The organism is Pseudoduganella aquatica (assembly GCF_009857595.1).
GTDB classification, from domain to species: domain Bacteria; phylum Pseudomonadota; class Gammaproteobacteria; order Burkholderiales; family Burkholderiaceae_D; genus Rugamonas; species Rugamonas aquatica_A.
Window position 1 is genome coordinate 70,319 of the sequence record NZ_WWCU01000012.1, and the last position, 25,474, is coordinate 95,792.

The 25,474-nt window shown below is 65.1% G+C and carries 22 protein-coding genes; 8 read left to right on the top strand and 14 right to left on the bottom strand.

What is annotated here, in order from left to right; translation table 11 throughout:
- Positions 1-12: 12 nt before the first annotated feature.
- The 9 genes from GTP77_RS12805 to aptA all read right to left on the bottom strand — a co-directional run bounded on the left by GTP77_RS12805 (position 13) and on the right by aptA (position 12,791).
- On the bottom strand, positions 13-1,728 hold the full coding sequence (locus GTP77_RS12805) for a putative bifunctional diguanylate cyclase/phosphodiesterase (RefSeq protein ID WP_161072544.1): 1,716 nt from the start codon (positions 1,726-1,728) through the stop codon (positions 13-15).
- On the bottom strand, positions 1,725-2,963 hold the full coding sequence (locus GTP77_RS12810) for a Zn-dependent hydrolase (protein ID WP_161072545.1): 1,239 nt from the start codon (positions 2,961-2,963) through the stop codon (positions 1,725-1,727). The genes GTP77_RS12805 and GTP77_RS12810 overlap by 4 nt, the downstream gene beginning before the upstream one ends.
- A gap of 86 nt (positions 2,964-3,049) precedes the next feature.
- Positions 3,050-4,444, bottom strand: a complete 1,395-nt coding sequence (gene hydA, locus GTP77_RS12815) for a dihydropyrimidinase (RefSeq protein ID WP_161072546.1) — start codon at positions 4,442-4,444, stop codon at positions 3,050-3,052.
- Between the two features lie 30 nt (positions 4,445-4,474).
- Positions 4,475-5,959 (bottom strand): NCS1 family nucleobase:cation symporter-1, encoded by a 1,485-nt coding sequence (locus GTP77_RS12820; RefSeq protein WP_161072547.1) that lies wholly within the window; start codon positions 5,957-5,959, stop codon positions 4,475-4,477.
- 119 nt (positions 5,960-6,078) lie between these two features.
- Positions 6,079-7,359 (bottom strand): NAD-dependent dihydropyrimidine dehydrogenase subunit PreA, encoded by a 1,281-nt coding sequence (preA, locus tag GTP77_RS12825; RefSeq protein ID WP_161072548.1) that lies wholly within the window; start codon positions 7,357-7,359, stop codon positions 6,079-6,081.
- On the bottom strand, positions 7,359-8,726 hold the full coding sequence (locus GTP77_RS12830; RefSeq protein ID WP_161072549.1) for an NAD(P)-dependent oxidoreductase: 1,368 nt from the start codon (positions 8,724-8,726) through the stop codon (positions 7,359-7,361). Before GTP77_RS12830 ends, preA begins: the two co-directional genes overlap by 1 nt.
- Before the next feature lie 61 nt (positions 8,727-8,787).
- Positions 8,788-10,290, bottom strand: a complete 1,503-nt coding sequence (locus GTP77_RS12835; protein WP_161072550.1) for a CoA-acylating methylmalonate-semialdehyde dehydrogenase — start codon at positions 10,288-10,290, stop codon at positions 8,788-8,790.
- A gap of 14 nt (positions 10,291-10,304) precedes the next feature.
- Entirely contained in the window at positions 10,305-11,420 is a 1,116-nt protein-coding gene (ald, locus tag GTP77_RS12840; protein WP_161072551.1) for an alanine dehydrogenase, read from the bottom strand.
- A gap of 54 nt (positions 11,421-11,474) precedes the next feature.
- Complete coding sequence (aptA, locus tag GTP77_RS12845; protein WP_161072552.1) at positions 11,475-12,791, bottom strand: omega-aminotransferase AptA; 1,317 nt, start codon at positions 12,789-12,791, stop codon at positions 11,475-11,477.
- Between the two features lie 174 nt (positions 12,792-12,965).
- Between aptA and GTP77_RS12850 the strand changes: the two genes are divergently transcribed.
- A complete protein-coding gene (locus tag GTP77_RS12850) occupies positions 12,966-14,435 on the top strand; it encodes an aminotransferase-like domain-containing protein (protein WP_161072553.1) in 1,470 nt (489 codons plus the stop codon).
- Positions 14,436-14,445: 10 nt separating this feature from the next.
- Positions 14,446-15,117 carry a TetR/AcrR family transcriptional regulator gene (locus GTP77_RS12855; RefSeq protein ID WP_161072554.1) on the top strand — a complete coding sequence of 224 codons (672 nt, stop codon included), beginning with the start codon at positions 14,446-14,448 and terminating at the stop codon, positions 15,115-15,117.
- Here GTP77_RS12855 and GTP77_RS12860 read toward each other — a convergent pair.
- A complete protein-coding gene (locus GTP77_RS12860; RefSeq protein ID WP_161072555.1) occupies positions 15,101-16,177 on the bottom strand; it encodes a collagen-binding domain-containing protein in 1,077 nt (358 codons plus the stop codon). The genes GTP77_RS12855 and GTP77_RS12860 overlap by 17 nt on opposite strands.
- A gap of 105 nt (positions 16,178-16,282) precedes the next feature.
- On the opposite strand from GTP77_RS12860, the gene GTP77_RS12865 reads away from it, so the two are divergent.
- The 6 genes from GTP77_RS12865 to GTP77_RS12885 all read left to right on the top strand — a co-directional run bounded on the left by GTP77_RS12865 (position 16,283) and on the right by GTP77_RS12885 (position 19,884).
- Complete coding sequence (locus tag GTP77_RS12865) at positions 16,283-16,846, top strand: GNAT family N-acetyltransferase (RefSeq protein WP_161072556.1); 564 nt, start codon at positions 16,283-16,285, stop codon at positions 16,844-16,846.
- Between the two features lie 132 nt (positions 16,847-16,978).
- Positions 16,979-17,242, top strand: coding sequence for a hypothetical protein (locus tag GTP77_RS30195; RefSeq protein WP_187358700.1), 264 nt, complete (start codon positions 16,979-16,981; stop codon positions 17,240-17,242).
- Between the two features lie 43 nt (positions 17,243-17,285).
- Complete coding sequence (locus GTP77_RS12870; protein WP_161072557.1) at positions 17,286-18,212, top strand: sensor histidine kinase; 927 nt, start codon at positions 17,286-17,288, stop codon at positions 18,210-18,212.
- Positions 18,212-18,970 (top strand): LytR/AlgR family response regulator transcription factor, encoded by a 759-nt coding sequence (locus GTP77_RS12875; protein WP_161072558.1) that lies wholly within the window; start codon positions 18,212-18,214, stop codon positions 18,968-18,970. Before GTP77_RS12870 ends, GTP77_RS12875 begins: the two co-directional genes overlap by 1 nt.
- A 93-nt stretch (positions 18,971-19,063) precedes the next feature.
- A complete protein-coding gene (locus GTP77_RS12880) occupies positions 19,064-19,495 on the top strand; it encodes a VOC family protein (protein ID WP_161072559.1) in 432 nt (143 codons plus the stop codon).
- Positions 19,492-19,884, top strand: a complete 393-nt coding sequence (locus tag GTP77_RS12885; protein WP_161072560.1) for a YybH family protein — start codon at positions 19,492-19,494, stop codon at positions 19,882-19,884. The genes GTP77_RS12880 and GTP77_RS12885 overlap by 4 nt, the downstream gene beginning before the upstream one ends.
- 30 nt (positions 19,885-19,914) lie before the next feature.
- On the opposite strand, the gene GTP77_RS12890 is transcribed toward GTP77_RS12885, so the two are convergent.
- From GTP77_RS12890 to GTP77_RS12905, 4 genes are all read right to left on the bottom strand, one after another.
- Entirely contained in the window at positions 19,915-21,132 is a 1,218-nt protein-coding gene (locus GTP77_RS12890) for a nucleoside deaminase (RefSeq protein WP_161072561.1), read from the bottom strand.
- A gap of 5 nt (positions 21,133-21,137) precedes the next feature.
- On the bottom strand, positions 21,138-21,545 hold the full coding sequence (locus GTP77_RS12895; RefSeq protein ID WP_161072562.1) for a cytidine deaminase: 408 nt from the start codon (positions 21,543-21,545) through the stop codon (positions 21,138-21,140).
- Between the two features lie 62 nt (positions 21,546-21,607).
- Complete coding sequence (gene deoA, locus GTP77_RS12900; RefSeq protein WP_161072563.1) at positions 21,608-22,930, bottom strand: thymidine phosphorylase; 1,323 nt, start codon at positions 22,928-22,930, stop codon at positions 21,608-21,610.
- Between the two features lie 159 nt (positions 22,931-23,089).
- Complete coding sequence (locus GTP77_RS12905) at positions 23,090-25,474, bottom strand: aldehyde dehydrogenase family protein (protein WP_371869355.1); 2,385 nt, start codon at positions 25,472-25,474, stop codon at positions 23,090-23,092.

Sequence of the window (25,474 nt, forward strand, 5' to 3'; positions counted from 1 at the left end):
GGCCAGCTTGCATCATACGGGAAAAGCGGCCAGCGACGCCTGCTCGATGAAAGCCTGCAGCGCGTCCGGCGGCAGCGGCCTGCTGTACAGATAACCCTGGAACAGATGGCAGCCGCCCTCGCGTATCAGCTCCAGCTGCGCTTCCGTCTCCACGCCTTCGGCCATCACTTCGATGCGCAGCGCCTTGCCCAGCCCCGCGATGGTATGCACGATGGCCTTGCCATGGCGGCCGCTGTCCGCGTCCCACACAAAGGAGCGGTCTATCTTGAGCTGCTCCAGCGGCAGCCGGTGCAGATACGACAGCGAGGAATAGCCGGTGCCGAAATCGTCCAGCGAAAAGCCCACGCCCTCGGTCCGCAGCAGCTCCATGCGCGCTATCGTCGCTTCCACATCCTTCAGCAGCAGGCTCTCGGTCAGCTCCAGCTTGAGCCGGTCGGCGCGGGCGCCGGTCTCGGCCAACGCAGCCAGCACCTGCTCCACGAAGTCCGGCCGGTGGAACTGCTGCGCGCTCACGTTGACCGCCATGCGCAGCTGCGCAGTGCGCGCATCGTCCGCCCAGCGCGCCAACTGCGCGCAGGCGGTGCGCAGCACCCAGCTGCCGAGCGGGATGATGATGCCGGTTTCCTCGGTGAGCGCAATGAACTCGCCCGGCGGCACCATGCCGCGCTGCGGATGGCGCCAGCGCAGCAGCGCCTCGGCGCCCGTCATCTGGCGGCGCAGGTCGCACTGCGGCTGGTAGTGCAGCTCGAACTGGCCCTCGCCCAGCGCCTGCCGCAAGTCCGCCTCCAGCGCCGCGCGCGCCGCCACGCGCTGCTCCATGCCGGCCTCGAACCAGGTGCTGGTGTTGCGCCCCGCCGCCTTGGACTGGTACATGGCCAGGTCGGCCCGCTTCAGCACTTCCTCGATGCTGCCGCTGGTGCTGTCCAGAATGGTCACGCCCACGCTGGGCGTGCTGTAGTGCAGAACGCCGGCGATATCGAAGGGCAGGTCGAAGGCGTGCAGGACCTTGTCAGCCACTTCGCGCGCATGCAGCGCCGCCGCCTCGCCGCCCTCGCCCATCTCCTCCAGCAGCACCACAAACTCGTCGCCGCCGAAGCGCGCCACCGTGTCGCTGGAACGCACCGATTGCAGCAGGCGCTGGCCCACCTGCTGCAGCAGCATATCGCCCTTGTCATGTCCGCGCGCGTCGTTGACGGATTTGAAGTTGTCGAGATCGATGAACAGCACCGCTCCGCAATGCAGGGTGCGGCGGAAGCGCTCCAGCGCGCGGCCTATGCGGTCCATCAGCAGCTGGCGGTTGGGCAGGCCGGTCAGGCGGTCGTAGAAAGCCAGCTGGTGGAACTCGGCCTCCTGCGCCTTGCGCGTGCTGATGTCGAGGAAGTAGATCGCCAGGCCCTCCTCCGAAGGATAGGCCCGCACCTCGGTCCACAAATCCAGCGGTGCGTAATATTCCTCGAACAGCACGGAAGTGCGCGTGGCGATGGCGCGGTGGTAGGCCTGGTAATACGGCCCGCCCACCGCTTCCGGGAATTTCTCCCAGATGTTCATGCCGATGACTTCCTCACGCGTGCAGTGCAGCAGGCGTTCGGCTTCGCGGTTGATGAAGGTGAGGCGCCAGTCCCGGTCCAGCATCAGGAAGGCGTCGGAGATATTATCGAGAGTGCATGCGAGGAGCGCGCCCAGCCGCTGGGCATCCGCATCGGAACACGGCGGGCGCGGGTCGCTCATTGCATGGCTCTTGCCCTCTCCAGCATGGCGTGCAGCAGCACGTTGCAGCCGGCTTCGAGGTGCTCGGGTTTCGCATCCTCGATTTCGTTGTGGCTGATCCCGTCCTTGCACGGAACGAAGATCATGCCGGCCGGCGCCACGCGCGCGGCATAGATCGCGTCATGTCCCGCACCGGAGACCACGTCCATGGTGGAGTATCCCAGGCTGGCCGTCGCGCTGCGCACCGCCTCCACGCAGTCCGGATGGAAGGGACACGGCGGATAATAGGAAACGCGCTCGATCTTGATGCCGAGCCTAGTCTCCTGGCGGGTTTTTTCGATAAAGGCCAACATTTCCTCGTGCATGGTGTTGAGCAGCTCATCATTCACATTGCGCAAATCTATACTGAATTTTACCTCGCCCGGGATGACGTTGCGGCTATTTGGGAAAACCTGCATCATGCCCACCGTGCCCCGGCCATAAGGAGGGTAGCGGTTTGCTATCGAAACGACTTCCTGGATGATGCGGGTGGACACCTGCATCGCATCCTTCCGCAGATGCATGGGCGTCGGCCCGGCGTGCGCTTCCATGCCGGTGACGGTGCAGTCGTACCAGGACAGCCCCATCACCGCGGGCACCACGCCGATCACCTTGCCCTCGTCCTCCAGCACCGGGCCTTGCTCGATGTGGGTCTCGAAATAAGCGCCGATGGGATGCTGGCCCGGCACCTGGTCGCCCTTATAGCCTATGCGCTCCAGTTCCTCGCCCACCGTCTTGCCGTCCACGTCCCTGGCGGCGTACGCGTGCTCCAGCGTGAAGGCGCCGCAGAACACGCCGGAGCCCATCATCACCGGCACGAAACGCGAGCCCTCCTCGTTGGTCCAGAACGCCACCTCGATGGGCGCCTCGGTCTGCACGCCGTGGTCGTTCAATGTGCGCACCACCTCTATGCCGGCCAGCACGCCGTAATTGCCGTCGAATTTGCCGCCGGTGGGCTGGGTGTCGATATGGCTGCCCGTCATGATGGGCGGCAGCGCGTTGTTGCGGCCGTCGCGGCGCATGAACACATTGCCGATCTGGTCGATGGTGATGCTCATGCCGGCTTCCTTCGCCCAGCCAACCACCAGGTCGCGGCCCTGCTTGTCCAGGTCCGTCAGGGTCAGGCGCTTGACGCCGCCCTTTTCCGTCGCGCCGATCTTGGCCAGTTCCATCAGCGAGGCCCACAGGCGGTCGCCGTTTACACGCAATTCGTTCATATCAGACTCCTTAGATGCTTGTGATCGGTTTGACGGCTCACGCCGCATGCGGCTCCGGCGGGTTACGCGGTGCCCGCTAACCCGCCCTACGTGGCGGTGACTGGTTTGAATGCCGGACGGTCGATATGGCGGCCCGCGCCTTCAACCGCGCGCAGCTCGCCCTGGTGCCAGACGATCTTGCCGGCCGCCAGCGTGGTCGACGGAATGCCTTTCACCGTGCGCCCTTCGAATACATTGAATCCGCCCTTGTTGTGCTGGGTCTTGGCTGAAATCGTGCGCGTGCCCTGCGGGTCCCACACCACGATATCCGCATCCGAACCCACCGCGATCAGTCCCTTGCGCGGGTAGATATTGAAGATCTGCGCCGCATTGGCCGACGTCACCTTGACGAACTCGGACGGAGTGAGCCGTCCAGTGTTCACGCCCGCATCCCAGATCACCGCCATGCGGTCTTCCACGCCGCCGCAGCCGTTCGGAATCTTGCTGAAGTCGTTCTTCCCGGCCGCCTTCTGTTCGGCGCAGAACGTGCAGTGGTCCGTGGCCGTGGTGTGCAGATTCCCGCCTTGCAGGCCATGCCACAGCGCGGCCTGGTGCTGCTTGCTGCGGAACGGTGGGCTCATCACGTGCGCAGCGGCGAACTCGAAGTCCTCGCTCTGGTACACGCTGTCGTCAATAATCAAATGCCCGGCCAGCGCTTCGCCGTACACGCGCTGCCCGTTGGCGCGCGCCCGCGTGATCGCCTCCAGCGATTCCTGGCAAGACACGTGCACAATGTAGACCGGCGTGTGAAGCACATCAGCAATCGCAATGGCGCGGTTGGCCGCTTCGGCTTCCACTGCCGGCGGACGCGAAAGCGGATGCGAGCTTGGCCCCGTCAGCCCCTGGCGTATCAGGTCCTGCTGCAGCTGATAGACCAGTTCCCCGTTCTCCGCGTGCACGGTGGGAATGGCGCCCAGTTCCAGGCAGCGGCGGAAGCTTTTCACCAGCGTCTCGTCGTCCGCCATGATGGCGTTCTTATAGGCCATGAAGTGCTTGAAGCTGTTCACGCCGTGGTCGCGCACCAGCGTGCCCATGTCGCGATGCACGCTCTCGTCCCACCAGGTGATGGCGACGTGGAAGGTGTAGTCGCCGGCCGCCTTCTGCGCCCAGCCGCGCCACTGGTGGTAAGCCTCCATCAGCGACTGCTGCGGACTGGGAATCACGAAATCGATAATGGTGGTGGTGCCGCCGGCCAGGCCCGCCGCCGTGCCGGTGAAGAAATCGTCAGCCGTCACGGTGCCCATGAAGGGCAAATTCATGTGCGTGTGAGGATCTATCCCTCCCGGCATCACATACTGGCCGCTGGCGTCGATCACCGTGGCGGATGCGGGCGCATCCAGGTTTTCGCCAACGGCGACGATCTTGTCGCCGAAGCACAGCACATCGGCCTTGAATGCCCGGTCGGCATTGACCACGGTGCCGCCGCGAATAATGATGCTCATATTGCGCTTCTCCAAAACGGGGTTGTGTGACTACGGTTGTGCGGCCGGCCGCAGCGCTGCGGGCGCGCGGCCCTTCATCATGACGCCGTAGACCAGCGCCGAGATGGCAATGCCGACAAACCAGGCATAGGTATAAATCGTTTTGAACACATCGGCCACGCCGGGGAAGGACGCCGGGAAGGCGGCGTTCAGGAAGCCGGGAATATTCGGCGCCACGCCCACGATGAAGGCGGCGATGGCCGCAAGGTTCCAGCCGCTGCCATAGGAATACTGGCCGTCTTCGCGGTAGAGCTGCTCCACGTTGAGTTCCGTCTTGCGGATGAAGTAGTAATCGATGATGAGGATGCCCGCGATGGGACCGAGCAGCGCCGAGTAGCCGATCAGCCAGGTGAAGATATAGCCCTGGGTGGACTCCAGCAGCTTCCACGGCATCATGACGATGGCAATGGAGGCGGTGAGATAGCCGCCCGCGCGGTAGCTGATGCGCTTGGGCGCCAGCGCGGAAAAGTCATACGCAGGCCCCACCAGGTTGGCGGCCAGGTTCACGCTGACGGTGTCGATCAGCAGTATCACCAGCGCCACCAGCACGGCCACGCCGGTCATGCGGCTGGCCAGGTCCACCGGGTCCCAGATCGCTTTGCCGTACAGAACCACCGTTGCCGACGTGACGATCACCGCGAGCGCGGCCAGCAGGCCCATAGGCACAGGCAGGCCCACGGTCTGGCCGACCAGCTGGTCGCGCTGGGTCTTGGCGAAGCGGGTGAAGTCCGGGATGTTCAGCGCCAGCGTGGCCCAGAAGCCTACCATGGCCGTCAGCGAGGGCCAGAAGGTGGACCAGAACTGGCCGGCCTTCTTGCCGCCTTCCACGAATTGCGAAGGCTGGTCCAGCAGCGGGCCGAAGCCGCCCGCCTTCTGGTAGACCCAGCCGAGCAGAACGAAGCAGATCAGGATTTTCAGCGGCGCGGTGTAGGTCTCCAGTTTGCGGATGGCGTCCATGCCGTGAACGATGTACCAGAACTGGATGGCCCAGAAGGCCAGGAAGCACAGCAGCTGCATGCCGTTGATGCCCAGGCCGGCGATCTTGGCGCCGCCGATCTCGCCGCCCAGCAGCACGCCGATCAGCGTGTAGATCATCTGGCCGCCGAACCAGGTCTGGATGCCGTACCAGCCGCAGGCGACGATGGCGCGCATCAGCGCCGGCAGCCGCGCGCCGGAAGTGCCGAAGGAGGCGCGCGCCAGCACGGCGTACGGGATGCCGTACTTGGTGCCGGCGTGGCCGATGGCCAGCATGGGCAGCAGGACGATGGCATTGGCGAGGAACACCGTGAAGACGGCCTGGTAGGCGGACATGCCGCCTTCGATCAGGCTGGCCGACAAGGTGTAGGCCGGGATGCACATCACCATGCCGACCCACAGGGCGGCAAAGTGGTACCAGCGCCAGGTGCGCTGCGCGGCGCTGGTGGGCGCCAGGTCTTCGTTCCAGAGTTGGGTGCTGCCGGACAAGTCATTGCTCACTGCATCTCTCCCGGGAAGTTGCGGCTTATTGGCGGGTTACGAGCTTCGCTCTAACCCGCCCTACGTCGCCTGGTGATTCGTAGGGCGGGGTTAGGCGGCACGCCGTAACCCGCCATATCTTACGCGGCTTTGACCTCGCGGCGCGGGTTGCGCGGGTCCTGCGTCCAATTCATGTAGGGCTTGCCGGTATCCTGCGGCACCATGGTGATGCAGCCCTGCACGGGACAGGTGATTTCGCACAGGTTGCAGCCCACGCATTCCTCCTTGATCACCTCGTAGGTTCGCACGCCCGCCGCATCGATCAGCTGCGCAATGGACTGGTGCGAGGTGTCCTCGCAGGCCACGTAGCAGCGGCCGCATTTGATGCAGTCGTCCTGGTTGATCTGCGCAATCACCTGGTAGTTCATGTCCAGGTATTTCCAGTCCGTGGTGTTCGGCACCGCCTTGCCCATGAACTCGCCGATGTTCTTGTAGCCCTTCTCGTCCATCCAGCGCGACAGGCCGTCCTTCATCTCCTCCACGATGCGGAAGCCGTGCAGCATGGCCGCCGTGCACACCTGCACGCAGCCCGCGCCCAGCGCGATGAACTCGGCCGCGTCCTGCCAGTTGCCGATGCCGCCTATGCCGGAAATCGGCAAGCCCTTGGTCTGCGGATCGCGCGCGATCTCGGCCACCATGTTCAGCGCGATCGGCTTGACCGCCGAACCGCAGTAGCCGCCGTGCGTGCTGGCGTTGCCGACGGCGGGGAAGGCCACCATGCGGTCCAGGTCCAGGTGGGTGATGGAGTTGATGGTGTTGATCAGCGATACCGCATCCGCCCCGCCGTTGTGGGCGGCGCGTGCAGGCGCCCGCACGTCGGTGATGTTGGGCGTGAGTTTCACGATCACCGGCAGCTTGGTGTGCGTCTTGCACCAGCGCGTCACCATTTCAACGTACTCGGGCACCTGGCCCACGGCCGCGCCCATGCCGCGTTCCGGCATGCCGTGCGGGCAGCCGAAGTTCAGCTCGATGCCGTCCGCGCCGGTGGCTTCCACCAGCGGCAGGATGTCGGCCCACAGCTTCTCCTCGCAAGGCAGCATCAGCGACACCACGATGGCACGGTCCGGCCAGGCTTTCTTCACCTCCGTGATTTCGCGCAGGTTGATCTCAAGCGAGCGGTCGGTAATCAGCTCGATATTGTTGAAGCCCAGGACTTCGCGGTTCTTGCCGTAGTGCGCCGAATAGCGCGACGATACATTGACGGCGGCCGGGTCTTCGCCCAGCGTTTTCCACACCACGCCGCCCCACCCTGCCTCGAATGCGCGCACCACGTTGTAAGCCTTGTCGGTCGGCGGCGCGGAAGCCAGCCAGAACGGGTTGGGCGATTTGATGCCGCAGAAACTTACGCTCAGATCGGCCATTATGCAGCCTCCACTTTCAGAAGTATGTCTTGATGTATCGCTTGCGCGGCCAGCTTCCCGTGCTGCACCGCCTGCACCGTCAGGTCCTGCCCCGGCGCCACGCAGTCGCCGCCGGCATACACGCCGGGCACCACGGTGCGGTAGAACTCGTCCACGTGGATCTTGTCGCCGTCGCGCGCAATGGTGGACGCCATCGGGTCCGACAGGCTGGCGCCGTCCAGGCTCTGGCCGATGGCCTTGAACACCGCGTCGGCCGGCAGCTCGAAGGTGATGCCCGTGCCTTTCAATTTGCCGTTGTCCAGCACCGTGTTCTCGAAACGCATGCCGCACACACGGCCGTCTCCGTCCAGCAGTACCCGCTGCGGCGCGGCCCAGGTACGCATGCGCACCTGGTTGGCCTTGGCGATCTCCTGCTCGTGGTGGGTGGCGCTCATGTCGTCGAAGCCGCGGCGGTACACCAGCGTCACTTCCTCCGCGCCCAGGCGCTGGATCTGCACCGCCATATCGACGGCGGTGTTGCCCGCGCCGATGACGATGGCGCGGCGCGGCACACGCAGCTTGCTCAGGTCATCCGCCTGGCGCAGCTCGGAGATATAGTCCACGGCGGCCAGCAGGCCGGGCGCTTCCTCTCCGGTCAAACCCAGCGCGCGGCTGGCGCCCAGGCCCAGGCCCAGGAACACCGCGTCATATTGCGCGTGCAGGTCTTTAAGCTGCACGTTGCCGCCCAGCGTCTGGCCGTGGCGCACTTCGATTCCGCCTATGCCGAGCAGGAACTCCACTTCCTTCTGAGCGTAGTCGTTGGTCAGCTTGTACTTGGCGATGCCGTATTCATTCAGGCCGCCGGATTTCTCCTGCGCCTCGTAGATCACCACGTCGTTGCCCAGCATTGCCAGGCGGTGCGCGCAGGACAGGCCTGCGGGGCCTGCGCCCACCACGGCGATGGTCTTGCCGGTGGACGGCGCGCGCTGGAAGGGATGGTCCTTCAGCGTCATGTTGTCGAGCGCGTAGCGCTGCAGCAGGCCGATTTTCACCGGCTGGCCTTCGGCGTCGTCGTTGCGTACGCAGGCGTCCTCGCACAGGATTTCGGTGGGACAGACGCGCGAGCAGCTGCCGCCCAGGATGTTCTGCTTGAGGATGCCGACCGCCGCGCCGTTCACGTTGTGGTCGTGGATGTTGCGGATGAAGCTGGCCACGTCGATCTCGGATGGGCAGATGCGGGTGCACGGCGCGTCGTAGCAGTACAGGCAGCGCGCGCTCTCTATCGCGGCCTGGCGCGCGTTCAGCGGCGGCGCCAGGTCGGTGAAGTGTTCGCCCAACTCGGCGTTCGTGGCTTTGGGCTGCGGTAGGTGTGTGAGTGTGGCGATCATGTTTTTAATCCCAAGGAAAATTCTGAAGTCAGCCCCGTGAGGCTGGCCTCGGCAGTCAAAGTCACTTCATCTGCGGAAATGCAAATTCCGCGCCAGCGCTGGCGGTGTTCGGCCAGCGCTGCATCACGGCCTTGTGGCGCGTGTAGAAACGCACGCCTTCCGGACCGTAGGCATGATGGTCGCCGAACAGGCTGCGCTTCCATCCGCCGAAACTGTTGAAGGCCATCGGCACCGGCAGCGGCACGTTCACGCCCACCATGCCCACCTGGATCTGGCGCACGAATTCGCGCGCCACGCCGCCGTCGCGCGTGAAGATGGCCACGCCGTTGCCGTACTCGTTGCTGTTGATGAGTTCCACCGCGTGCACCACGTCCGGACAGCGCATCACGCACAGCACGGGGCCGAAGATCTCTTCCTTGTAGATGGTCATATCCGGCGTCACATGGTCGAACAAGGTGCCGCCGACAAAGAAGCCTTTCTCGCGTCCCGGCACTTTGAAATCGCGTCCGTCGACCACCAGCGTGGCGCCCTGCTCCACGCCTTCGCCGATCAGGCGCTCGATGCGCTGCTTGGCTGCGCTGGTGACCACAGGCCCCATTTCGGCGCCTGCCTCCATGCCGTCGCGTACTTTCAGTGCGGCGGTGCGCTGTTTCAGTGCACCTATCAGCTTGTCGCCCGCGTCGCCGACGGCCACCACCACCGAGATCGCCATGCAGCGCTCGCCGGCCGAGCCGTAGGCCGCGCCCATCAGCGCATCCACGGCCATGTCCATGTCCGCGTCCGGCATCACCACCATGTGGTTCTTGGCGCCGCCCAAGGCCTGCACGCGCTTGCCGTTTGCGCTGCCGCGCGCGTAGATGTATTCGGCGATAGGCGTGGATCCGACGAAGCTCACCGCCTGCACCACGGGATGGTCCAGCAGCGCGTCGACCGTCACCTTGTCGCCCTGGATCACGTTGAACACGCCGTCCGGCAGGCCCGCTTCCTTCAGCAGCCTGGCATGCAGCAGCGAGGGCGACGGATCGCGCTCGGAAGGCTTGAGCACAAAGGTGTTGCCGCAGGCGATGGCGACCGGGAACATCCACATCGGCACCATCACCGGGAAGTTGAACGGCGTGATGCCGGCCACCACGCCCAGCGGCTGGCGCATGGACCATGCGTCGATGCCGCGCGAGATCTGGTCGGTGAATTCGCCTTTCAGCATTTGCGGTATGCCCACCGCGAACTCCACCATCTCGATGCCGCGCGCCACTTCGCCTTGCGCGTCGCTGAAGGTCTTGCCATGCTCGCGGGTGAGCATGGCGGCGAATTCGTCGGTGTGCTGCTGGCACAGCTGCAAATACTTGAACAGCACGCGCGCGCGCGTCAGCGGCGGCGTGGCGGACCAGGACGGGAAGGCTGCAGCGGCGGCCTGCACGGCCGCATCCACTTCCTCCGCCGTGCCCAGCGCCACGCGCGCAACCGGCTCGCCCAGCGCGGGGTTGTACACGTCGCCGTAACGGCCGCTGTGCGTATCAACCTTGCCGCCGTTGATGTAATGGGTAATGGTGTCTAAATCGCTCATGCTGCTTGCTCCGGTCAGGCCAACAGGGAGTCGGCCGAAATATAGGGGTAGCCCAGGCCATGCGCCACCGCTTCATAGGTGACATGGCCCTGGCATACGTTCAATCCGTTCTTCAAATGCGGGTTCGCCTGCAGCGCGCGTTTCCAGCCCTTGTCGGCCAGCGCCACGGCGTGCGCGATGGTGGCGTTGTTCAGCGCGAAGGTAGACGTGCGCGCCACCGCGCCCGGCATGTTCGCCACGCAGTAATGCACCACGCCGTCCACGATAAAGGTGGGCTGCTCGTGCGTGGTGGCGTGCGATGTTTCGAAGCAGCCGCCCTGGTCGATGGCCACGTCCACCACCACCGCGCCCTTCTTCATGCGCGAGATCATGTCCCTGGTCACCAGCTTGGGCGCGGCCGCGCCGGGCACCAGCACGCCGCCTATCACCAGGTCCGCGTCCAGCACCGCTTCTTCGATGGTGTGCGCGTTGGAATACATGGTGGAGACGCGGTTGCCGAACACCAGGTCCAGCTGGCGCAGGCGGTCCACGCTTTTGTCGAGGACCGTTACGCGCGCACCCATGCCCACTGCGATCTGCAGCGCATTGGTGCCCACCACGCCGGCGCCGATAATGGCCACGTGGCCCGGCGCCACGCCCGGCACGCCGCCCAGCAGCAGGCCCATGCCGCCCTTGGATTTCTCCAGGTGCGCGGCGCCGGCCTGGATGGACATGCGGCCCGCCACTTCGCTCATCGGCGCCAGCAGCGGCAAGCCGCCGTTCGCGCCGGTGATGGTTTCATACGCCAGGCAGACCGCGCCGGATTTCACCAGCGCGCGGGTCTGCTCAGGGTCCGGCGCCAGGTGCAGATAGGTGTACAGGATCTGGCCTTCGCGCAGCATGGCGCACTCCTGCGGCTGCGGCTCCTTCACTTTGACGATCATCTCCGCGCGGGCGAAGATTTCTGCCGCCGTATCGATAATGGAAGCGCCCGAGCCTTCGTACATCGAGTCGGTCAGACCGATGGCCGCGCCTGCGTTTTTTTGCACCAGAACCTGGTGTCCGCGCAGGACCAGCTCTTTCACGCTGGCCGGGGTAAGGCCAACGCGCGATTCCTGATTTTTGATCTCTTTCGGTACGCCTACCAGCATGGCTGTCTCCTTTTAGATTCTGGGGTCAGACCCGATGGGGTCTGACCCCTGCCTTTAGTCGAGATTCTTCAACACCTTCGCCAACTTTCCGAACAACTCGTCAATATGCTTTTTCTCGAACACCAGTGGTGGCGACAGCGCGATGATGTCGCCGGTGGTGCGTATCAAAATGCCGTCCGCGAATGCCTTCTTGAACGCATTGAAGGCGCGCGCGCCGGGCTTGCCTTCGATGGGCGCCAGCTCGATGCCGGCGATCAGGCCGATGCTGCGGATGTCGATCACGTGCGGCAGGCCTTTCAGCGAATGCACCGCGTCGGCCCAGTATTCCTGCAGGCCCTTGGCGTGCTCCAGGATGTTCTGCTCCTTGAACACTTCCAGCGTCGCCAGCGAAGCGGCGCAGGCCACCGGGTGGCCCGAGTAGGTGTAGCCGTGGAACAGCTCTATGCCGGCCGGCGCTTCCATGAAGGCGTCGTGGATGAATTTCTTGGAGAACACCGCGCCCATCGGGATCACGCCGTTGGTCAGGCCTTTGGCGGTGGTCATCATGTCCGGCTCCACGCCGAAGTAGTCGGCGGCGAACGGCGTGGCGAGGCGGCCGAATCCGGTGATCACTTCGTCGAAGATGAGCAGGATGCCGTGCTTGGTGCACAGCTCGCGCAAGCGCTTCAGATAGCCCTTGGGCGGGATCAGCACGCCGGTGGACCCGGCCACCGGCTCCACGATCACCGCCGCGATGGTGGACGCGTCGTGCAGCGCGACGATGCGTTCCAGTTCGTCGGCCAGGTTGGCGCCGTGCTCAGGCTCGCCGCGCGTGTAGGCGTTCTTCTCCAGGTTGTGCGTGTGCGGCAGGTGGTCCACGCCGGGCAGCATTACGCCGTAAGGCTTGCGGTTGCCGGCGATGCCGCCCACCGAGATGCCGCCGAAGCCCACACCGTGGTAGCCGCGCTCGCGGCCGATCAGGCGGGTGCGGCTCGCCTCGCCGCGCGCCTTGTGGTAGGCCAGCGCGATCTTGAGCGCCGTGTCCACCGCTTCCGAACCGGAGTTGGTGTAGAACACATGGCCGAACTTGTGGTTGCTGTACTCCATCAGCTTTTCGGCCAGGTCAAAGGCGGCCGGGTGGCCCATCTGGAAGGTGGGCGCGAAATCGAGCTGGCCTATCATTTCGCGCACCGCCGCCACAATCTTCGGCTGCGCGTGGCCGCAGGGTACGCACCAGAGGCCCGCCGTGCCGTCCAGGATGGCGTTGCCGTCCACGTCCTTGTAGTACACGCCTTCCGCCGACACCAGCAGGCGCGGGTTGGCTTTGAAATCGCGGTTGTTCGTAAACGGCATCCAGAAGGACGACATGGATGCTGGGCGGGACTCGTTCATGCATTTCTCCTTAATTTTTTACAAACCGTAAAAATCTTTACCAGTTGGCAAAATCATGGTGCAATAATAGTCAGCGGCTTCACTATGGCACAGATACACAATCAGCAAAACCAGCCAACCGTACAGGTTACAAAAACAATACAGTTTTGATATAACTTTATTTGGAAACCAAGAATGGATGAGCTAACGGCAGCGCAGGAAGCAGGCTGCGCCCCCGGCGAAGGCGGCGGCTGGCCCGTGCTGGCCATAGAGCGGACGCGCAAAGGCAGCCTGGTGGACCAGATCGTTTCCGCCATTACGGCCATGGTAGCCCGCCGGGAGTTGCGCATCGGCACAAAAATGCCGTCGGTTAGACAATTCGCAAAGTGTAATGGCGTGTCCACCTTTACAGTTGTCGAGTCCTACGACCGCCTGGTCACGCTGGGCCTGCTGTCTTCGCGCCGCGGTTCGGGCTATTTCGTGGCCCGCCAGGACGTGCCCGCCACCTTGCTGCCGCAGCCCCTCCACCCCGCCCCGGTCCACATCGACGCGCTCACGCCCGAGCTGTATTCCGGCGTGTCCGAAGCGCTGCCGGTGGGCGCGGGCTGGCTGCCGCCCGAGCTGTACGGCGAGGACACCATCCTCGACGCGGTGCGCCAGGCCATGCGCATTCCCGCCAACCGCCTGCGCGGCTACGGCCATCCGCTCGGCTTTCCCACGCTGCGCCAGCACATGGCGGCGGTGCTGAGCGACGAGCTGTATCCGGTGGAGCCGGAGCAGATCCTGCTCACGCACGGCGCCACCCACGCTTTCGACCTGGTGCTGCGCACGCTCACCAAGCCGGGCGACACGGTGCTGGTGGAAGATCCGGGCTACAGCAACCTGCTGTCGCTGATACGCCACCACGGCTGCATCCCGGTCGGCATACCGCGCGGCGCGAATGGCCTGGACATGGCCGTGCTGGCCGAGCAGGCCAGGCTCCACAGCCCCAAGCTCATGTTCGTCAACACCGTGCTGCAAAACCCGCTCGGCACTTCGCTCACGCACGCGCAGGCGCACCGCCTGCTGGCATTGGCCGAGCAGTTCGACTTCTGGCTGGTGGAGGACGACATCTACCGCGAGCTCACGCCGCGCGGCGAGGCTTCGCTGGCGGCCATGGACGGCCTGCGGCGCGTGATACGCGTGGGCAGCTTCTCCAAGACGCTGTCGCCGGTGCTGCGGGTGGGTTCCATCTCGGCCTCGGGCTCGCTGCTGCCCGAACTGCTGCGTGTGAAGATGCTGGCCGGGCTGACCACCTCCGAGATCAACGAGCGCGCCGTGTTCCACGCGGTGACCGCGCGGCCCTACAAGCGCATGGTGGAAAAGCTGGTCAGCCAGCTGGAGGAAAGCCGCGCGCGCAGCACCGAGAACCTGGCGGCGGCCGGACTGCGGCCGCTGGCCCAGGCGCGCGGCGGCATGTTCGTCAGCGCCGGCTGGGAGCAGGCGCCCACGCCCGAACTGAATGGCAAGACCATCGCCGACCTGGCGCTCAAGTCCGGCATCCTGCTGTCGCCGGGCGAATTTTTCATGCTGCGCCCCTGCGCCAGCATCTGGTTCCGCTTCAACGCAGCCTACAGCGACAGCGCGCAGCTGCGCCAGTTCCTGCAATCCGTCCAACCTCGCTAGAAAGTACGCCATGCCAGAAGTGAAACTGAATATGGTTCCAGGCCTTGCTGCCGCGCCCAAGGTGAAGCGGCGCGTGATCAACCGCGACAAGCTGGAAGCGGACATCGCCGCCGTGGCGGTGCGCATGTTCGCCGAATGCGGCTACGAGGGCACGTCCATCGCCGCCATCGCCGAAGCGGCCGACATGTCCAAGCAAAACCTCATGTACTACTACCCCACCAAGCAGGCGCTCTACCAGCGCGTGCTGGACGACGTGCTGGACGACTGGCTGCAGCGCATGGAAAGCCTGGCCGACGAGGAGCACGAACCTGGCGAAGTGCTGCGCGCCTACATCCAGGCCAAGCTGCGCTTTTCGCGCGAGCAGCCGTGGGCGTCCAAGGTGTATGCGATGGAAATCATCAGCGGCGCGCAGCTGTACGGCGAGCAGATCAAAAGCCGCGTGGTGCCGCTGCTGCGCAAGGATATCGACGTGTTTGAGAAGTGGATCGCGGCGGGACGCATCGCGCCGCTGAACGCCACCCATTTGATCTTCATGATCTGGGCGATGACGCAGTCCTACGCCGATTTCTCGGCGCAGATGGCGCTGGTGCTGGACAAGAAGCAGCTCACCCGCAAGGATTACGACGACGGCGAGGCCACCATCGTGCGCATGGTGCTGGCGACGATCAGCGCGCCCGGCTGACCGCGCTGCGGCGGCGGCCGAGCAGGCCCATCACGCCCAGGCCGGCGGCGAGCAGCGCCATGCTGGCCGGCTCCGGCGCGGCGGCCGAAGGACGGCCCGCCAGACCATTATTGCTGCCTGGCAGCGTGCCGGTAAAGCTCTGCAGGTGGATTTCGGCGCGCTGGTCCAGGCCGTTGACGTAGACGCCGCCTTCGATATTCTGGTTATTGGTCAGATAAGCGCCGGTGGCCAGCAGCGAGCCGCCCCACTGGCTGTTGACGGTGAGATCGGTGGCGTTGTAGAAGTTCCACAGCAGCTGGCTGCCGTACTGCTGCGCCGAGCCGCCCAGGAAATTGGCGCCCAGGCTGGCGCTCTGGACGTCGGTGTTCAGGATGACGGTTTTGGCGCCGTTCAGGTTGAAACGGAACTCGCCCTTGGTGAACAGTACGGTATCGATGGCGGTCAGGTCGAACACGGCCAGGCCGTTCGCGTTGACCACCGCGTTGAAGATGGCCAGGTTGCCGTCGAAGGTCACGCTGCTGCCGGTGCTGCCCAGGGTTTTCAGGCTGGACGACAGGCCGCCCAGCACGCTGCCGAAGTTGGTGGAAGTCGATGCGGCAAGGTTGGCGAGCATGAGCTCGTCCGGCGTGGAAAGCTTGCCGCCGTTGAAGTTGTTGCCGCTGCTTGCCCCTTCCACATAAGCCTTGCCGTTCAGGTTGCTGTTGCTGGCGCCGCCCTTGATGACGCTGCTGCCCTGGTTGACGGTGGAGTTGCTCAGGCCGCCGCCGATCACGGCGCCCAGGCCGTTCACCTTGACGTTGCTGGCCGAGCCGGCCACGGTCAGGCCGGCGTAGCTGGAAGCCGGGGTGTCGTTGACGTGCTGCACGTAGTCGCCGCCGGACAAGGCGCCGCCCACATAGGTGCGGCCGTCGGTATGCGAGCTGGACGTGGCGCTGCCCAGCACCACGGTATTAAACTGCTTCAGGATCTCCATGGCCGACAGGGCCGTGGCGTGCGCAGCCGCCGGCAGCAGGCCGGTAGCGGCCAGGACGAGCGTGGTAAGAAGGGAGCGGAAAGGCATCAATTTGACCTCTTTTGCAACTTTGATTGATTTGCATTAAAGTAACACTATGTGTAATTTTAGCACGATAGTGCCTTTTGGGAACTTAAATTAACCGGTAGAAATATGGCAAGCTTGCCCAAGATCACACTGAAAACCGAGCGCCTGGTGCTGCGCCACATCGAGGAGGCGGACGCGGCCGCCCTGTTCGGCATCTATTCGGACCCAGAGACCATGCGCTACTGGAGCAGCCCGCCGTGGCAGGAGCAGGCCCAGGCACAAGCCCACGTGGCCATGACGCTGGCCGGCTACGCGGACGGCTCCATCTTCACCATGGGCCTGACCCTCCCGGCGACGGGCGAGCTGATAGGCGTGTGCCGTTTGCACCAGTTCAACCGCCAGAACCGGCGCTGCGAGATGGGCTACATCCTGTCGCGTGCGCACTGGGGCAAGGGTTATATGCAGGAAGCCATCGCGGCCACCATCAGCCACGGCTTCCAGGCCTTCGACCTGCACCGCATCGAAGCCGACGTGGACCCGCGCAACACCGCCTCGGCCGCGCTGCTCAAGCGCCTGCATTTCGTGCACGAAGGCCATTTGCGCCAGCGCTGGATCGTGGACGGCGAAATCTGCGACACCGACTTCTTCGGCCTGCTGCGCGCGGACTGGGAAGCGCAGCGCGGAACTTAGCCGGCCCAGTCCGGCGCAATTCGCCGCCCCCTGCGCGCAGCTTATCCCGCAGAAATGCCGATTCGTCGGAAAGCGGCTGCGCCGCCCGGAGCCGCTTGATACATTGTGACCATACCAACCACGGAGGTCACTATGAAAACCATCAACCGCACCATCGGCGGCGTGTTCCGCGAAGTAGGCCTGGCAGCCCAGCAGATCGGCCGCGCTTTCACCCGCGCCCTGTCGCGCATGTCCTGGCCTGCCCTGCTGGCAAGCTGCATAATGATGGCGCTGCTGCTGACCATTCTGCCGCTGGCGCTGACGCTGTTCGCCATCTTCCTGCTGCTGAAGATCGCCATCGCGCTGATCGCCGGCCACAATGCCAGCAAGCACGTGCACGAGAACAAAGAGCAATAGGCAAAGCGCAACAAGCAAAGCAACCTGAGCAAGGACTACTGAAATGGCATTCAGCCGCACCAAAAAAGGCACCCGCAGCCTGTTCGCTTTCATCGGCGAAGTGGGAGACACCGCCCGCACCCTGTGGTGGAACTTCTTCGACTGGCTGGCCCAGGTTGAATGGCGAAAACTGGCCGTCATCGCCCTGGTGGCGCTGATGCTGAGCGCACCGTTCCGGCTCGGCGAATCGGTCGCGATGCTCATCGTCTTTTCGGTCGGCCTGAAAGTGCTGGCGGGCGGCAAGCGCCGCGCCGAAGGCGAGGCCCGCGTGGCCGAGCAGCAGGCCGGCACGGAAACGCTGGAGCGCCGTCTGGTGGAAGCGCAAATGGCCGCGCTGCAAGCCCAGGTCGAGCCGCACTTCCTGTTCAACACGCTGGCCCTGATCGGCCAGCTGATCGAAACCGATCCGCCGCAAGCGGCCAAGATCCACGCCCACCTGATCGATTACCTGCGCGCCACCCTGCCGCAGATGCGCGCCAAGGGCAACGGCACGCTGGGCCGCCAGATCGAGCTGTCGCGGGCCTACCTGGCCATCATGCAGGCCCGCATGCGGGAACGGCTGGCCGTGTCCATCGACGTGGCGCCCGACCTGCTGAGCGCGTCCTTCCCGCCCATGATGCTGCAGACGCTGATCGAGAACGCCATCAAGCACGGCCTGGAACCCAAGGTGGAAGGCGGCCGCATCGACATCCGCGCCAGCGCCAGCAGCACCGCCGCCGGCAATGTGCTGCAGATCGAAGTGCAGGACGACGGCGTGGGCTTCGACGTGCACGCCGGCGACGGCCTGGGCCTGACCAATATCCGCGAGCGCCTGCGCCTGCTGTACGGCAGCCGCGCCCAGCTCATCATTGAAGCACCGCTGGACGGCGGCGCCCGCGCCATCATCCGCATGCCCTTCGCGCCAGACATTTTTGCCGGAAGCAAACTGTAATGAAGACCCCGACCGCCATCATCGCCGACGACGAAGAGCCGATGCGCCAGCTGCTGCGCGCCCGCCTGCACGAAGCCTGGCCGCAGCTGCAGATCGTGGCCGAGGCCGCCAACGGCGTGGAAGCCATCGCGCTGACCGGGCTGCACCAGCCGGACATCGTCTTCCTCGACATCCGCATGCCCGGCTTGTCCGGCATCGAAGCGGCGCGCATGCTGTTCAACCGCTGCCACATCGTCTTCGTCACCGCCTACGACCAGTACGCCATCGAGGCCTTCGAGCAAGGCGCGCTGGACTACCTGCTCAAGCCGGCCGGCGGCGAGCGCCTGAAGACCACTTGCGAACGGCTGCAGGCGCGGCTTGGCAGATCGCCCGACAATATCGAGCGCCAGTTGACGCAGTTGCTGGCGCACACGGCGCAGCGCAAGCCGCAGGAATTCCTGAAATGGATACAGGCCCAGGTGGGCACCAGCCTGCGCATGATCAGCACGCGCGAAGTGCTGTTCTTCCGCGCCGATGAAAAATACACGCGGGTGCAGACGCTGGAAGGCGAAGTGCTGATCCGCAAGACGCTGAAAGAGCTGGAAGACGAGCTGGACCCGAAAGAATTCTGGCGCATCCACCGCTCCACGCTGGTGCGCGTGGACGCCATCGCCGAAGTCAAGCGCGACCTGCGCGGCCGCCAGATGGTACGCGTGCGCAATTCGGACGAGGAACTCGAGGTCAGCCGGGGCAACACGCATTTGTTCCAGCAGATGTAGCAAACGCGTACACGCCGCACTGCAACAACTTGCTCCGCTCCGGGTGCTGGTCTATATTATTCGGACTAGCCTCACACCACTCAGGGGGAGCACATGTCCAGCATACCGAAGAACACCCGCGCCACCATCACGCCGTGTCTGCGCTACCGCGACGCGCCCGCCGCCATAGAATGGCTGTGCCGCACTTTAGGTTTCGAGCGGGCACTGGTTGTTCCGAACGAAGACGGCACCATCGCGCATGCGCAGCTTAGCTACGGCAACGGCATGGTGATGCTCAGCTCCATCTTCAACACCGAGTTCGGCGAGCTCATGGCGCAGCCGGCCGACACCGGCATGAAGGTCACCCAGTGCTGCTACCTGGTGGTCAACGACGCCGACCTGGTGCACCAGCGCGCGGTCGACGCGGGCGCGCCCATCATCATGCCGCTCAAGGACGAGGCCTACGGCGGGCGCGGCTTCACCTGCCGCGACCCGGAAGGCCAGTTGTGGAGCGTGGGCACTTACGACCCGTGGGCCAGTGCATGAGCGACGAACTGGCAATCCGGCGCGTGATCGCCGCATGGATGGAGGCGACCCGCGCGGGCGATGTGGAGAAGGTGCTCAAGCTGATGACGCCGGACGCGGTCTTCCTGGTGGCAGGCCAGCCGCCCATGCATGGGCGCGACGGCTTCGGCGCCGGCCTGCGCGCGCTGCTGGCCACGCACCGCATCGAATCGGACAGCACGGTGGACGAGGTGGAGGTTTGCGGCGACATGGCCTGGTGCCGCACCACGCTGGAAGTGCGCGTGCTGCCGCTGGCCGAAGGCGGCAAGGCCATGCGCCGCGCGGGGCATACCTTGTCCATCTTCCGCAGGAATAGCGAAGGCGCGTGGCAGCTGGCGCGCGATGCGAATATGCTGGCGCCGGTGGCGTGATTGGCGGGTTACGGCTTCGCCTAACCCGCCCTACGCGGCTAACGAAGCAATCAGTCCGCTGTCGGCTACCTGCACCGGGCGTATGCGTATCAAATGCCGGTACAGGGGCGGCATGGACTGGCAGATCCGTTCCAGCGCCTGCTGCGGCAGCGAGGGATGCACATATTGGAACTGCGCCGGATTCGACTCCGGCAGTTCGCCCTCCATGGTCGAGCCATACGCGCCCAGTTCCATGAAGCTCAGGGCGCCGTCGTCCGGCCCGTTGGCAAACACAAACGTGCCGTCCTTCGGATGGCCCAGGTACTGGCGTACTTCCTCGCGCTGCGCCGCGCTGGCGCCGTCCATCAGCTTGTAGCGCAGTTGCGCATAAGCGCGCGTGCACTCCATGAACGCCGTGCGTATGCCCGACTTGTTGCGCCGTCCCGGCATGCACAGCAACAGATTGCCAAAGGAGTCCAGCAGCGCCACGGCGTCGCCCTTCCCGCCCATCACCTTGTCGCGCGCCATGGCCTTTTTCAGGGCCGGCGCCAGGCTTGCGTCCGGCCGCTGCGGCGCGCAGCGCACCGAGAGCGCCTCCGGATACACCTTCTTCAGCGCGCACAGGATGGCGTGCTTGGGCGACAGCGTGGCCGGGTCTTTCAGTTCCTCGCGCGGCGGGTCGGCATTGAACAGCGCCATCGCTCCCTTCGCCGTGGCCTCGAACACCAGCGAGCACAAGGCCTGCGTCGGCTCGCTGATGGTCTTCCCGATAAAGAAGGACTTCGGCGCCATGCCGTGCGCGGCGCGCGCGTACTGCGAGTCGCCCAGCACCGCCGGGTAGCCGAAGGTGGACCGGGCCTGCGCGCGCAAGCCTTCCGGCAGCGCGTCGAAGGAAGCGCTGCTGTCGTAATTGATGCCCGCGTTGGCGTCGGTGGCCGCCACCAGCACGTTGAAGCCGCCGGCCAGGATGGCGCCGGTGCACATGCAGCAAGGGTCGAGCGAGGTGACGATGGTGATGTCCTTCGGCTCGGGCAGCGGCGTGCCCTTGGCGCGCTCGGCGTGATACCAGTCGATCAGCTGGCGCTCGCCGTGCGCGGTGGGGTCGTACACCATGCCCTGGCGGATGACGTTGTTGTGCAGCGACTTGAGCACCTTGCCGGTTTGATCCAGCATGGCGCCACCGACGCCGAAAGTCCCCTGCGTCTTCGCCACGATGGCCTCGGCCGCCGCAACGGCGACCGCAGCCTGAACGTCGATTACCTTCTTCAAGATGCTTACTTCTTCTTCAGGTCCGCGCCGCCGAAGGCGTTCGGCAGCTGGGCCGCCGCGGTGGTCTCGAAGACGTCGCCCTTCAGGTTGGCCAGCACCACCGGCAGCTCGTTGCCGCCCAGTTCCAGCGTCACCTGGCGGCAGGCGCCGCACGGCGCGATAGGACCGTCGGTCTCGCCGATCACGGCCAGCTTGTCGAAATCGCCCGGCTTGTAGCCGTGCGCGATGGCGCTGAAGAAGGCGGTGCGCTCGGCGCAGTTGCACAGGCCGTAGGACGCGTTCTCCACGTTACAGCCGTGGAAAACCTTGCCGTCATTGGTCAGCAGCGCAGCGCCGACCTTGAAGTTCGAGTAAGGCGTGTAGGCTTTCAGGCGGGCCTGCGCGGCTTCGGCGATCAGTTGTTCGTTGTTCATTGAGGAATCCTTGAGAACCTGGGGTCAGACCCATCGGGTCTGACCCCGGCCCTTCGATGGTGTTATGGACGGATGGTACGGTAGATGACCGGGTTGGCGGCGGGCGCGGTGTCGGCGATGGTGTAGGCTGCCTGGATCTGCGCCACGGCGGCTTGCGCTGCCGCTTCGGTGCGGGCATGCACCCTGGCCAGCGGCTGGCCGGCTTGCACCGGCTGGCCCAGTTCGACCAGGTCGGTAAGGCCGACGGCGAAGTCGATCTTGTCGGTCGGCACGCGGCGGCCGCCGCCCAGCGACACCACGGCCAGGCCGATTTCGCGGCACACGGTCTTGGACGCAAAGCCGGACGACAGCGCAGGCACGTCCACCACAACAGGCGCATGCTCCAGGTGCTTGTCCATATTCGTCATCAGGTCGGACGGGCCGCCCAGCGCGGTCACCATGCGAGCAAAGCGCTCGGCGGCTTCGCCGGAGTCCAGCGCGTGCTGCAGCTTGGCGCGCGCTTCGGTTTCGGTGGCGGCCAGTTTGCCCAGCACCAGCATCTCCGCGCACAGCGACATGGTCACTTCATGCAGGCGCGCCGGACGGGACTTGCCGGTCAGGTAGTCAATCGCGCCGCGCACTTCCAGCGCATTGCCGGCCCATGGCGACAGCGATTCGTTCATATCGGTCAGCAGCGCGGAGGTCAGCGTGCCGGCGCCGTTGCCGACGGTGACAATGCTCTCGGCCAGGTCCACCGATTTTTCGTAGCTAGGCATGAAGGCGCCGGAGCCCACTTTCACGTCCATGGCCAGCACGTCCAGGCCGGCCGACAGCTTCTTCGACAGGATGGAGCCGGTGATCATGGCCACCGATTCCACCGTCGCGGTCACGTCGCGGATGGAATAGAAGCGCTTGTCGGACGGCGCCAGCGAGGCGGTCTGGCCAATGATGGCCACGCCCACTTCGCGCACCACCTGGCGGAACTTGTCGTTGTCCGGCACGGTGGAGTAGCCGGGGATGGAGTCGAACTTGTCCAGCGTGCCGCCGGTGTGGCCTAGGCCACGGCCGGAGATCATGGGCACGAAGCCGCCGCAGGCTGCGATCATGGGGCCGAGCATCAGCGAGACCACGTCGCCCACGCCGCCGGTGGAGTGCTTGTCCATCACCGGGCCGGGCAGGTTCAGGGATTTCCATTCCAGCACCTGGCCGGAATCGCGCATGGCCAGGGTGAAGGCCACGCGTTCGTCCATGTTCATGTCATTGAAGAAGACGGCCATGGCCAGCGCGGCGATCTGCCCTTCGCTGACACTGCCGTCGGTAATGCCGCGCACGAAGAACTGGATTTCTTCGGCAGTCAGGGCGCCCTTGTCGCGCTTTTTGCGGATGATCTCTTGAGTGAGGAACATGGCTTTTTTCTCTTCTTTGTAAGGTATTTGGGGCCGCAGGCCAGGGTCTGGTCTGCGGCCCCTTTGGCGGGTTACGCTGCGCTAACCCGCCCTACGTGCTTGCGCGGCGCGGGTGCGTCTTGCGTAGGGCGGGTTAGCCGAAGGCGTAACCCGCCAACATTAGACGCCGTATGGAATCCAGATGTTTTTCACTTGCGAGGCATGCGCCAGGACTGCGCGGCCGCCCACCTGCGCGGTGCTGTACCAGTCGCGGCCTTTGGCGCCGCCGGTCCAGGTGCGCTTGAGCGACGCTGCCGACAGGCGCTCCACTTCGGCGCAGCCTTCGGCCGAACCGTCATGGCGCCATACGGCGTCGATGTCCGAGTGCGAAGCCAGCGTGCGCGCCAGTTCGTCCGCCGAACCGGTGACGATGTTGACCACGCCGCCCGGCAGGTCGGACGTATCGAACACCTGGTACAGATCCGTTGCCGACAGCGGATGCGCTTCCGAAGGCACGACCACCACGCGGTTGCCCACTGCAATCGCAGGGGCCACCAGCGAGATGAAGCCCAGCAGCGGCGACTCGTTCGGCGCCACGATGCCGATCACGCCGATGGCTTCGTTCAGCGCCACGGTAATGCCGTGCATAGGCGGCTGGTGCGCCAGGCCGTCGTACTTGTCGGCCCACGCCGCCCAGTAGAACAGGCGCTCGATGGCCGCTTGCACTTCCTTCTCCGGATTCTTCGCGCCGGTCATCGCGCCGATGCGGGCAGCGAATTCCTCGCCGCGCGCGGCCAGGTTTTCTGCGATGTAGAACAGCACTTGCGCGCGGTTGTGCGCGGTGGCCTTGGTCCAGCCGGTGGCCTTGTGCGCGGCTTCCACGGCGTTGCGGATGTCCTTGCGGTTGCCTTCGCCCACTTCGCCGATGAACTTGCCGTCCGCGCCGTGGATGGCGCGGCTGTAGGCGCCGTCAGGGCGGGCCTGCTTGCCGCCGATGTACAGCTTGGCGGTGCGGTCGATGGCGAATGCGTCGGCGGCGGCAGGAGCTGCCTTGGCTTTCGCAGGCGCTGCAAGCACAGGTGCGGCAGGACGCGCGTCTTCCGACACGGGCACCAGGTATTCGTACATGCCTTCGCGGCCGCCTTCACGGCCGTAGCCGGATTCGCGGTAGCCGCCGAAGCCGCAAGCGGCGTCGAACTGGTTGGCGGTGTTGATCCATACCACGCCGGCCTTGATCTGCGGCGCCACGTCCAGCGCCAGCGAGATGTTCTCGGTCCATACGCAGGAGGCCAGGCCGTACACGGTGTTGTTGGCCAGCTGTACCGCTTCAGGCGGGGTGCGGAAGCTCATCGCCACCAGCACGGGGCCGAAGATTTCGGCTTGCGCCACGGCGGCGGAGGTCGATGCGCCGGTGATCAGCGTAGGCGGGAACCAGGAGCCGTCGGCCGGGATCTGGCAGCCGGCAGGCTGGTACACGGTGCAGCCTTCGCTGCGGGCCGATTCCACCAGGCCGGCGATGCGCTGCTGCTGCACCGGATCGACCAGGGCGCCGATGTCCATCGACTTGTCCAGCGGCGAACCGAGGCGCAGGTTGTCCATGCGCGCGCGCAGCTTGTTCAGGAAGCGCTCTTCCACGGATTCCTGCACCAGCAGGCGCGAACCGGCGCAGCAGACCTGGCCCTGGTTGAACCAGATGGAATCGACCAGGCCTTCGACTGCGGCGTCCAGGTCTGCATCTTCGAAGACGATGAAGGGCGACTTGCCGCCCAGTTCCAGCGACAGCTTCTTGCCGCTGCCTGCGGTGGCCTGGCGGATCAGGCGGCCCACTTCGGTGGAGCCGGTGAAGGCCAGCTTGTCGATGCCTGCATGGTTGACGATGGCTTCGCCCACGCGGCCGTCGCCGGTGACGATGTTGACCACGCCGGCAGGCACGCCTGCCTGCACGCAGATGTCCGCGAACAGCATGGCGGTCAGCGAAGTGAATTCGGCTGGTTTGAACACGACCGTGTTACCGGCGGCCAGCGCAGGAGCGATTTTCCACGCCAGCATAAGGAGAGGGAAATTCCATGGGACGATCTGGCCTACCACGCCCACCGGGCGGTGGTTGGCGAATTCTTCGTCCTGCAGCTGTGCCCAGCCTGCGTGGTAGTAGAAGTGGCGCGCCACCAGCGGCAGGTCGGCGTCGCGGGTTTCGCGGATGGTCTTGCCGTTGTCCAGCGTTTCCAGCACGGCGAACAGGCGCGAATGCTTCTGCATCAGGCGCGCGATCGAGTACAGGATCTTGGCGCGGCCATGGCCGCCCAGGCCTTGCCAGCCCGGCTGCGCGCGGCGCGCGGCTGCCACGGCGCGGTCGACGTCGTCGCCGGTCGCCTGCGTCAGCTTGGCCAGCTCTTTGCCGTCGGCCGGATTGTTCGATGCGAAGGTTTCACCGGCGTCGCTCCAGGCGTTGTCGATGAACAGGCCGAACTGGCGGCCTTTCTGGTCCAGCCACGCTTGCGCTTCTTTCTGGCTTTCTGGTGCCGGGCCGTATTCCATGGTATTGAGGATCTCGTTGATAGTTGGCAT

Coding starts and splice junctions, on each gene's coding strand:
- deoA (WP_161072563.1), bottom strand. CDS start 22,930: ATGTTCCTCACTCAAGAGATCATCCGCAAAAAGCGCGACAAGGGCGCC.
- GTP77_RS30195 (WP_187358700.1), top strand. CDS start 16,979: ATGAAAACCATCAACCGCACCATCGGCGGCGTGTTCCGCGAAGTAGGC.
- GTP77_RS12905 (WP_371869355.1), bottom strand. CDS start 25,474: ATGCCAACTATCAACGAGATCCTCAATACCATGGAATACGGCCCGGCA.
- GTP77_RS12805 (WP_161072544.1), bottom strand. CDS start 1,728: ATGAGCGACCCGCGCCCGCCGTGTTCCGATGCGGATGCCCAGCGGCTG.
- GTP77_RS12870 (WP_161072557.1), top strand. CDS start 17,286: ATGGCATTCAGCCGCACCAAAAAAGGCACCCGCAGCCTGTTCGCTTTC.
- preA (WP_161072548.1), bottom strand. CDS start 7,359: ATGGCCGATCTGAGCGTAAGTTTCTGCGGCATCAAATCGCCCAACCCG.
- GTP77_RS12835 (WP_161072550.1), bottom strand. CDS start 10,290: ATGAGCGATTTAGACACCATTACCCATTACATCAACGGCGGCAAGGTT.
- GTP77_RS12860 (WP_161072555.1), bottom strand. CDS start 16,177: ATGCCTTTCCGCTCCCTTCTTACCACGCTCGTCCTGGCCGCTACCGGC.
- GTP77_RS12880 (WP_161072559.1), top strand. CDS start 19,064: ATGTCCAGCATACCGAAGAACACCCGCGCCACCATCACGCCGTGTCTG.
- hydA (WP_161072546.1), bottom strand. CDS start 4,444: ATGAGCATCATTATTCGCGGCGGCACCGTGGTCAATGCCGACCGGGCA.
- GTP77_RS12830 (WP_161072549.1), bottom strand. CDS start 8,726: ATGATCGCCACACTCACACACCTACCGCAGCCCAAAGCCACGAACGCC.
- aptA (WP_161072552.1), bottom strand. CDS start 12,791: ATGAACGAGTCCCGCCCAGCATCCATGTCGTCCTTCTGGATGCCGTTT.
- GTP77_RS12855 (WP_161072554.1), top strand. CDS start 14,446: ATGCCAGAAGTGAAACTGAATATGGTTCCAGGCCTTGCTGCCGCGCCC.
- GTP77_RS12875 (WP_161072558.1), top strand. CDS start 18,212: ATGAAGACCCCGACCGCCATCATCGCCGACGACGAAGAGCCGATGCGC.
- GTP77_RS12885 (WP_161072560.1), top strand. CDS start 19,492: ATGAGCGACGAACTGGCAATCCGGCGCGTGATCGCCGCATGGATGGAG.
- GTP77_RS12865 (WP_161072556.1), top strand. CDS start 16,283: ATGGCAAGCTTGCCCAAGATCACACTGAAAACCGAGCGCCTGGTGCTG.
- ald (WP_161072551.1), bottom strand. CDS start 11,420: ATGCTGGTAGGCGTACCGAAAGAGATCAAAAATCAGGAATCGCGCGTT.
- GTP77_RS12850 (WP_161072553.1), top strand. CDS start 12,966: ATGGATGAGCTAACGGCAGCGCAGGAAGCAGGCTGCGCCCCCGGCGAA.
- GTP77_RS12895 (WP_161072562.1), bottom strand. CDS start 21,545: ATGAACAACGAACAACTGATCGCCGAAGCCGCGCAGGCCCGCCTGAAA.
- GTP77_RS12810 (WP_161072545.1), bottom strand. CDS start 2,963: ATGAACGAATTGCGTGTAAACGGCGACCGCCTGTGGGCCTCGCTGATG.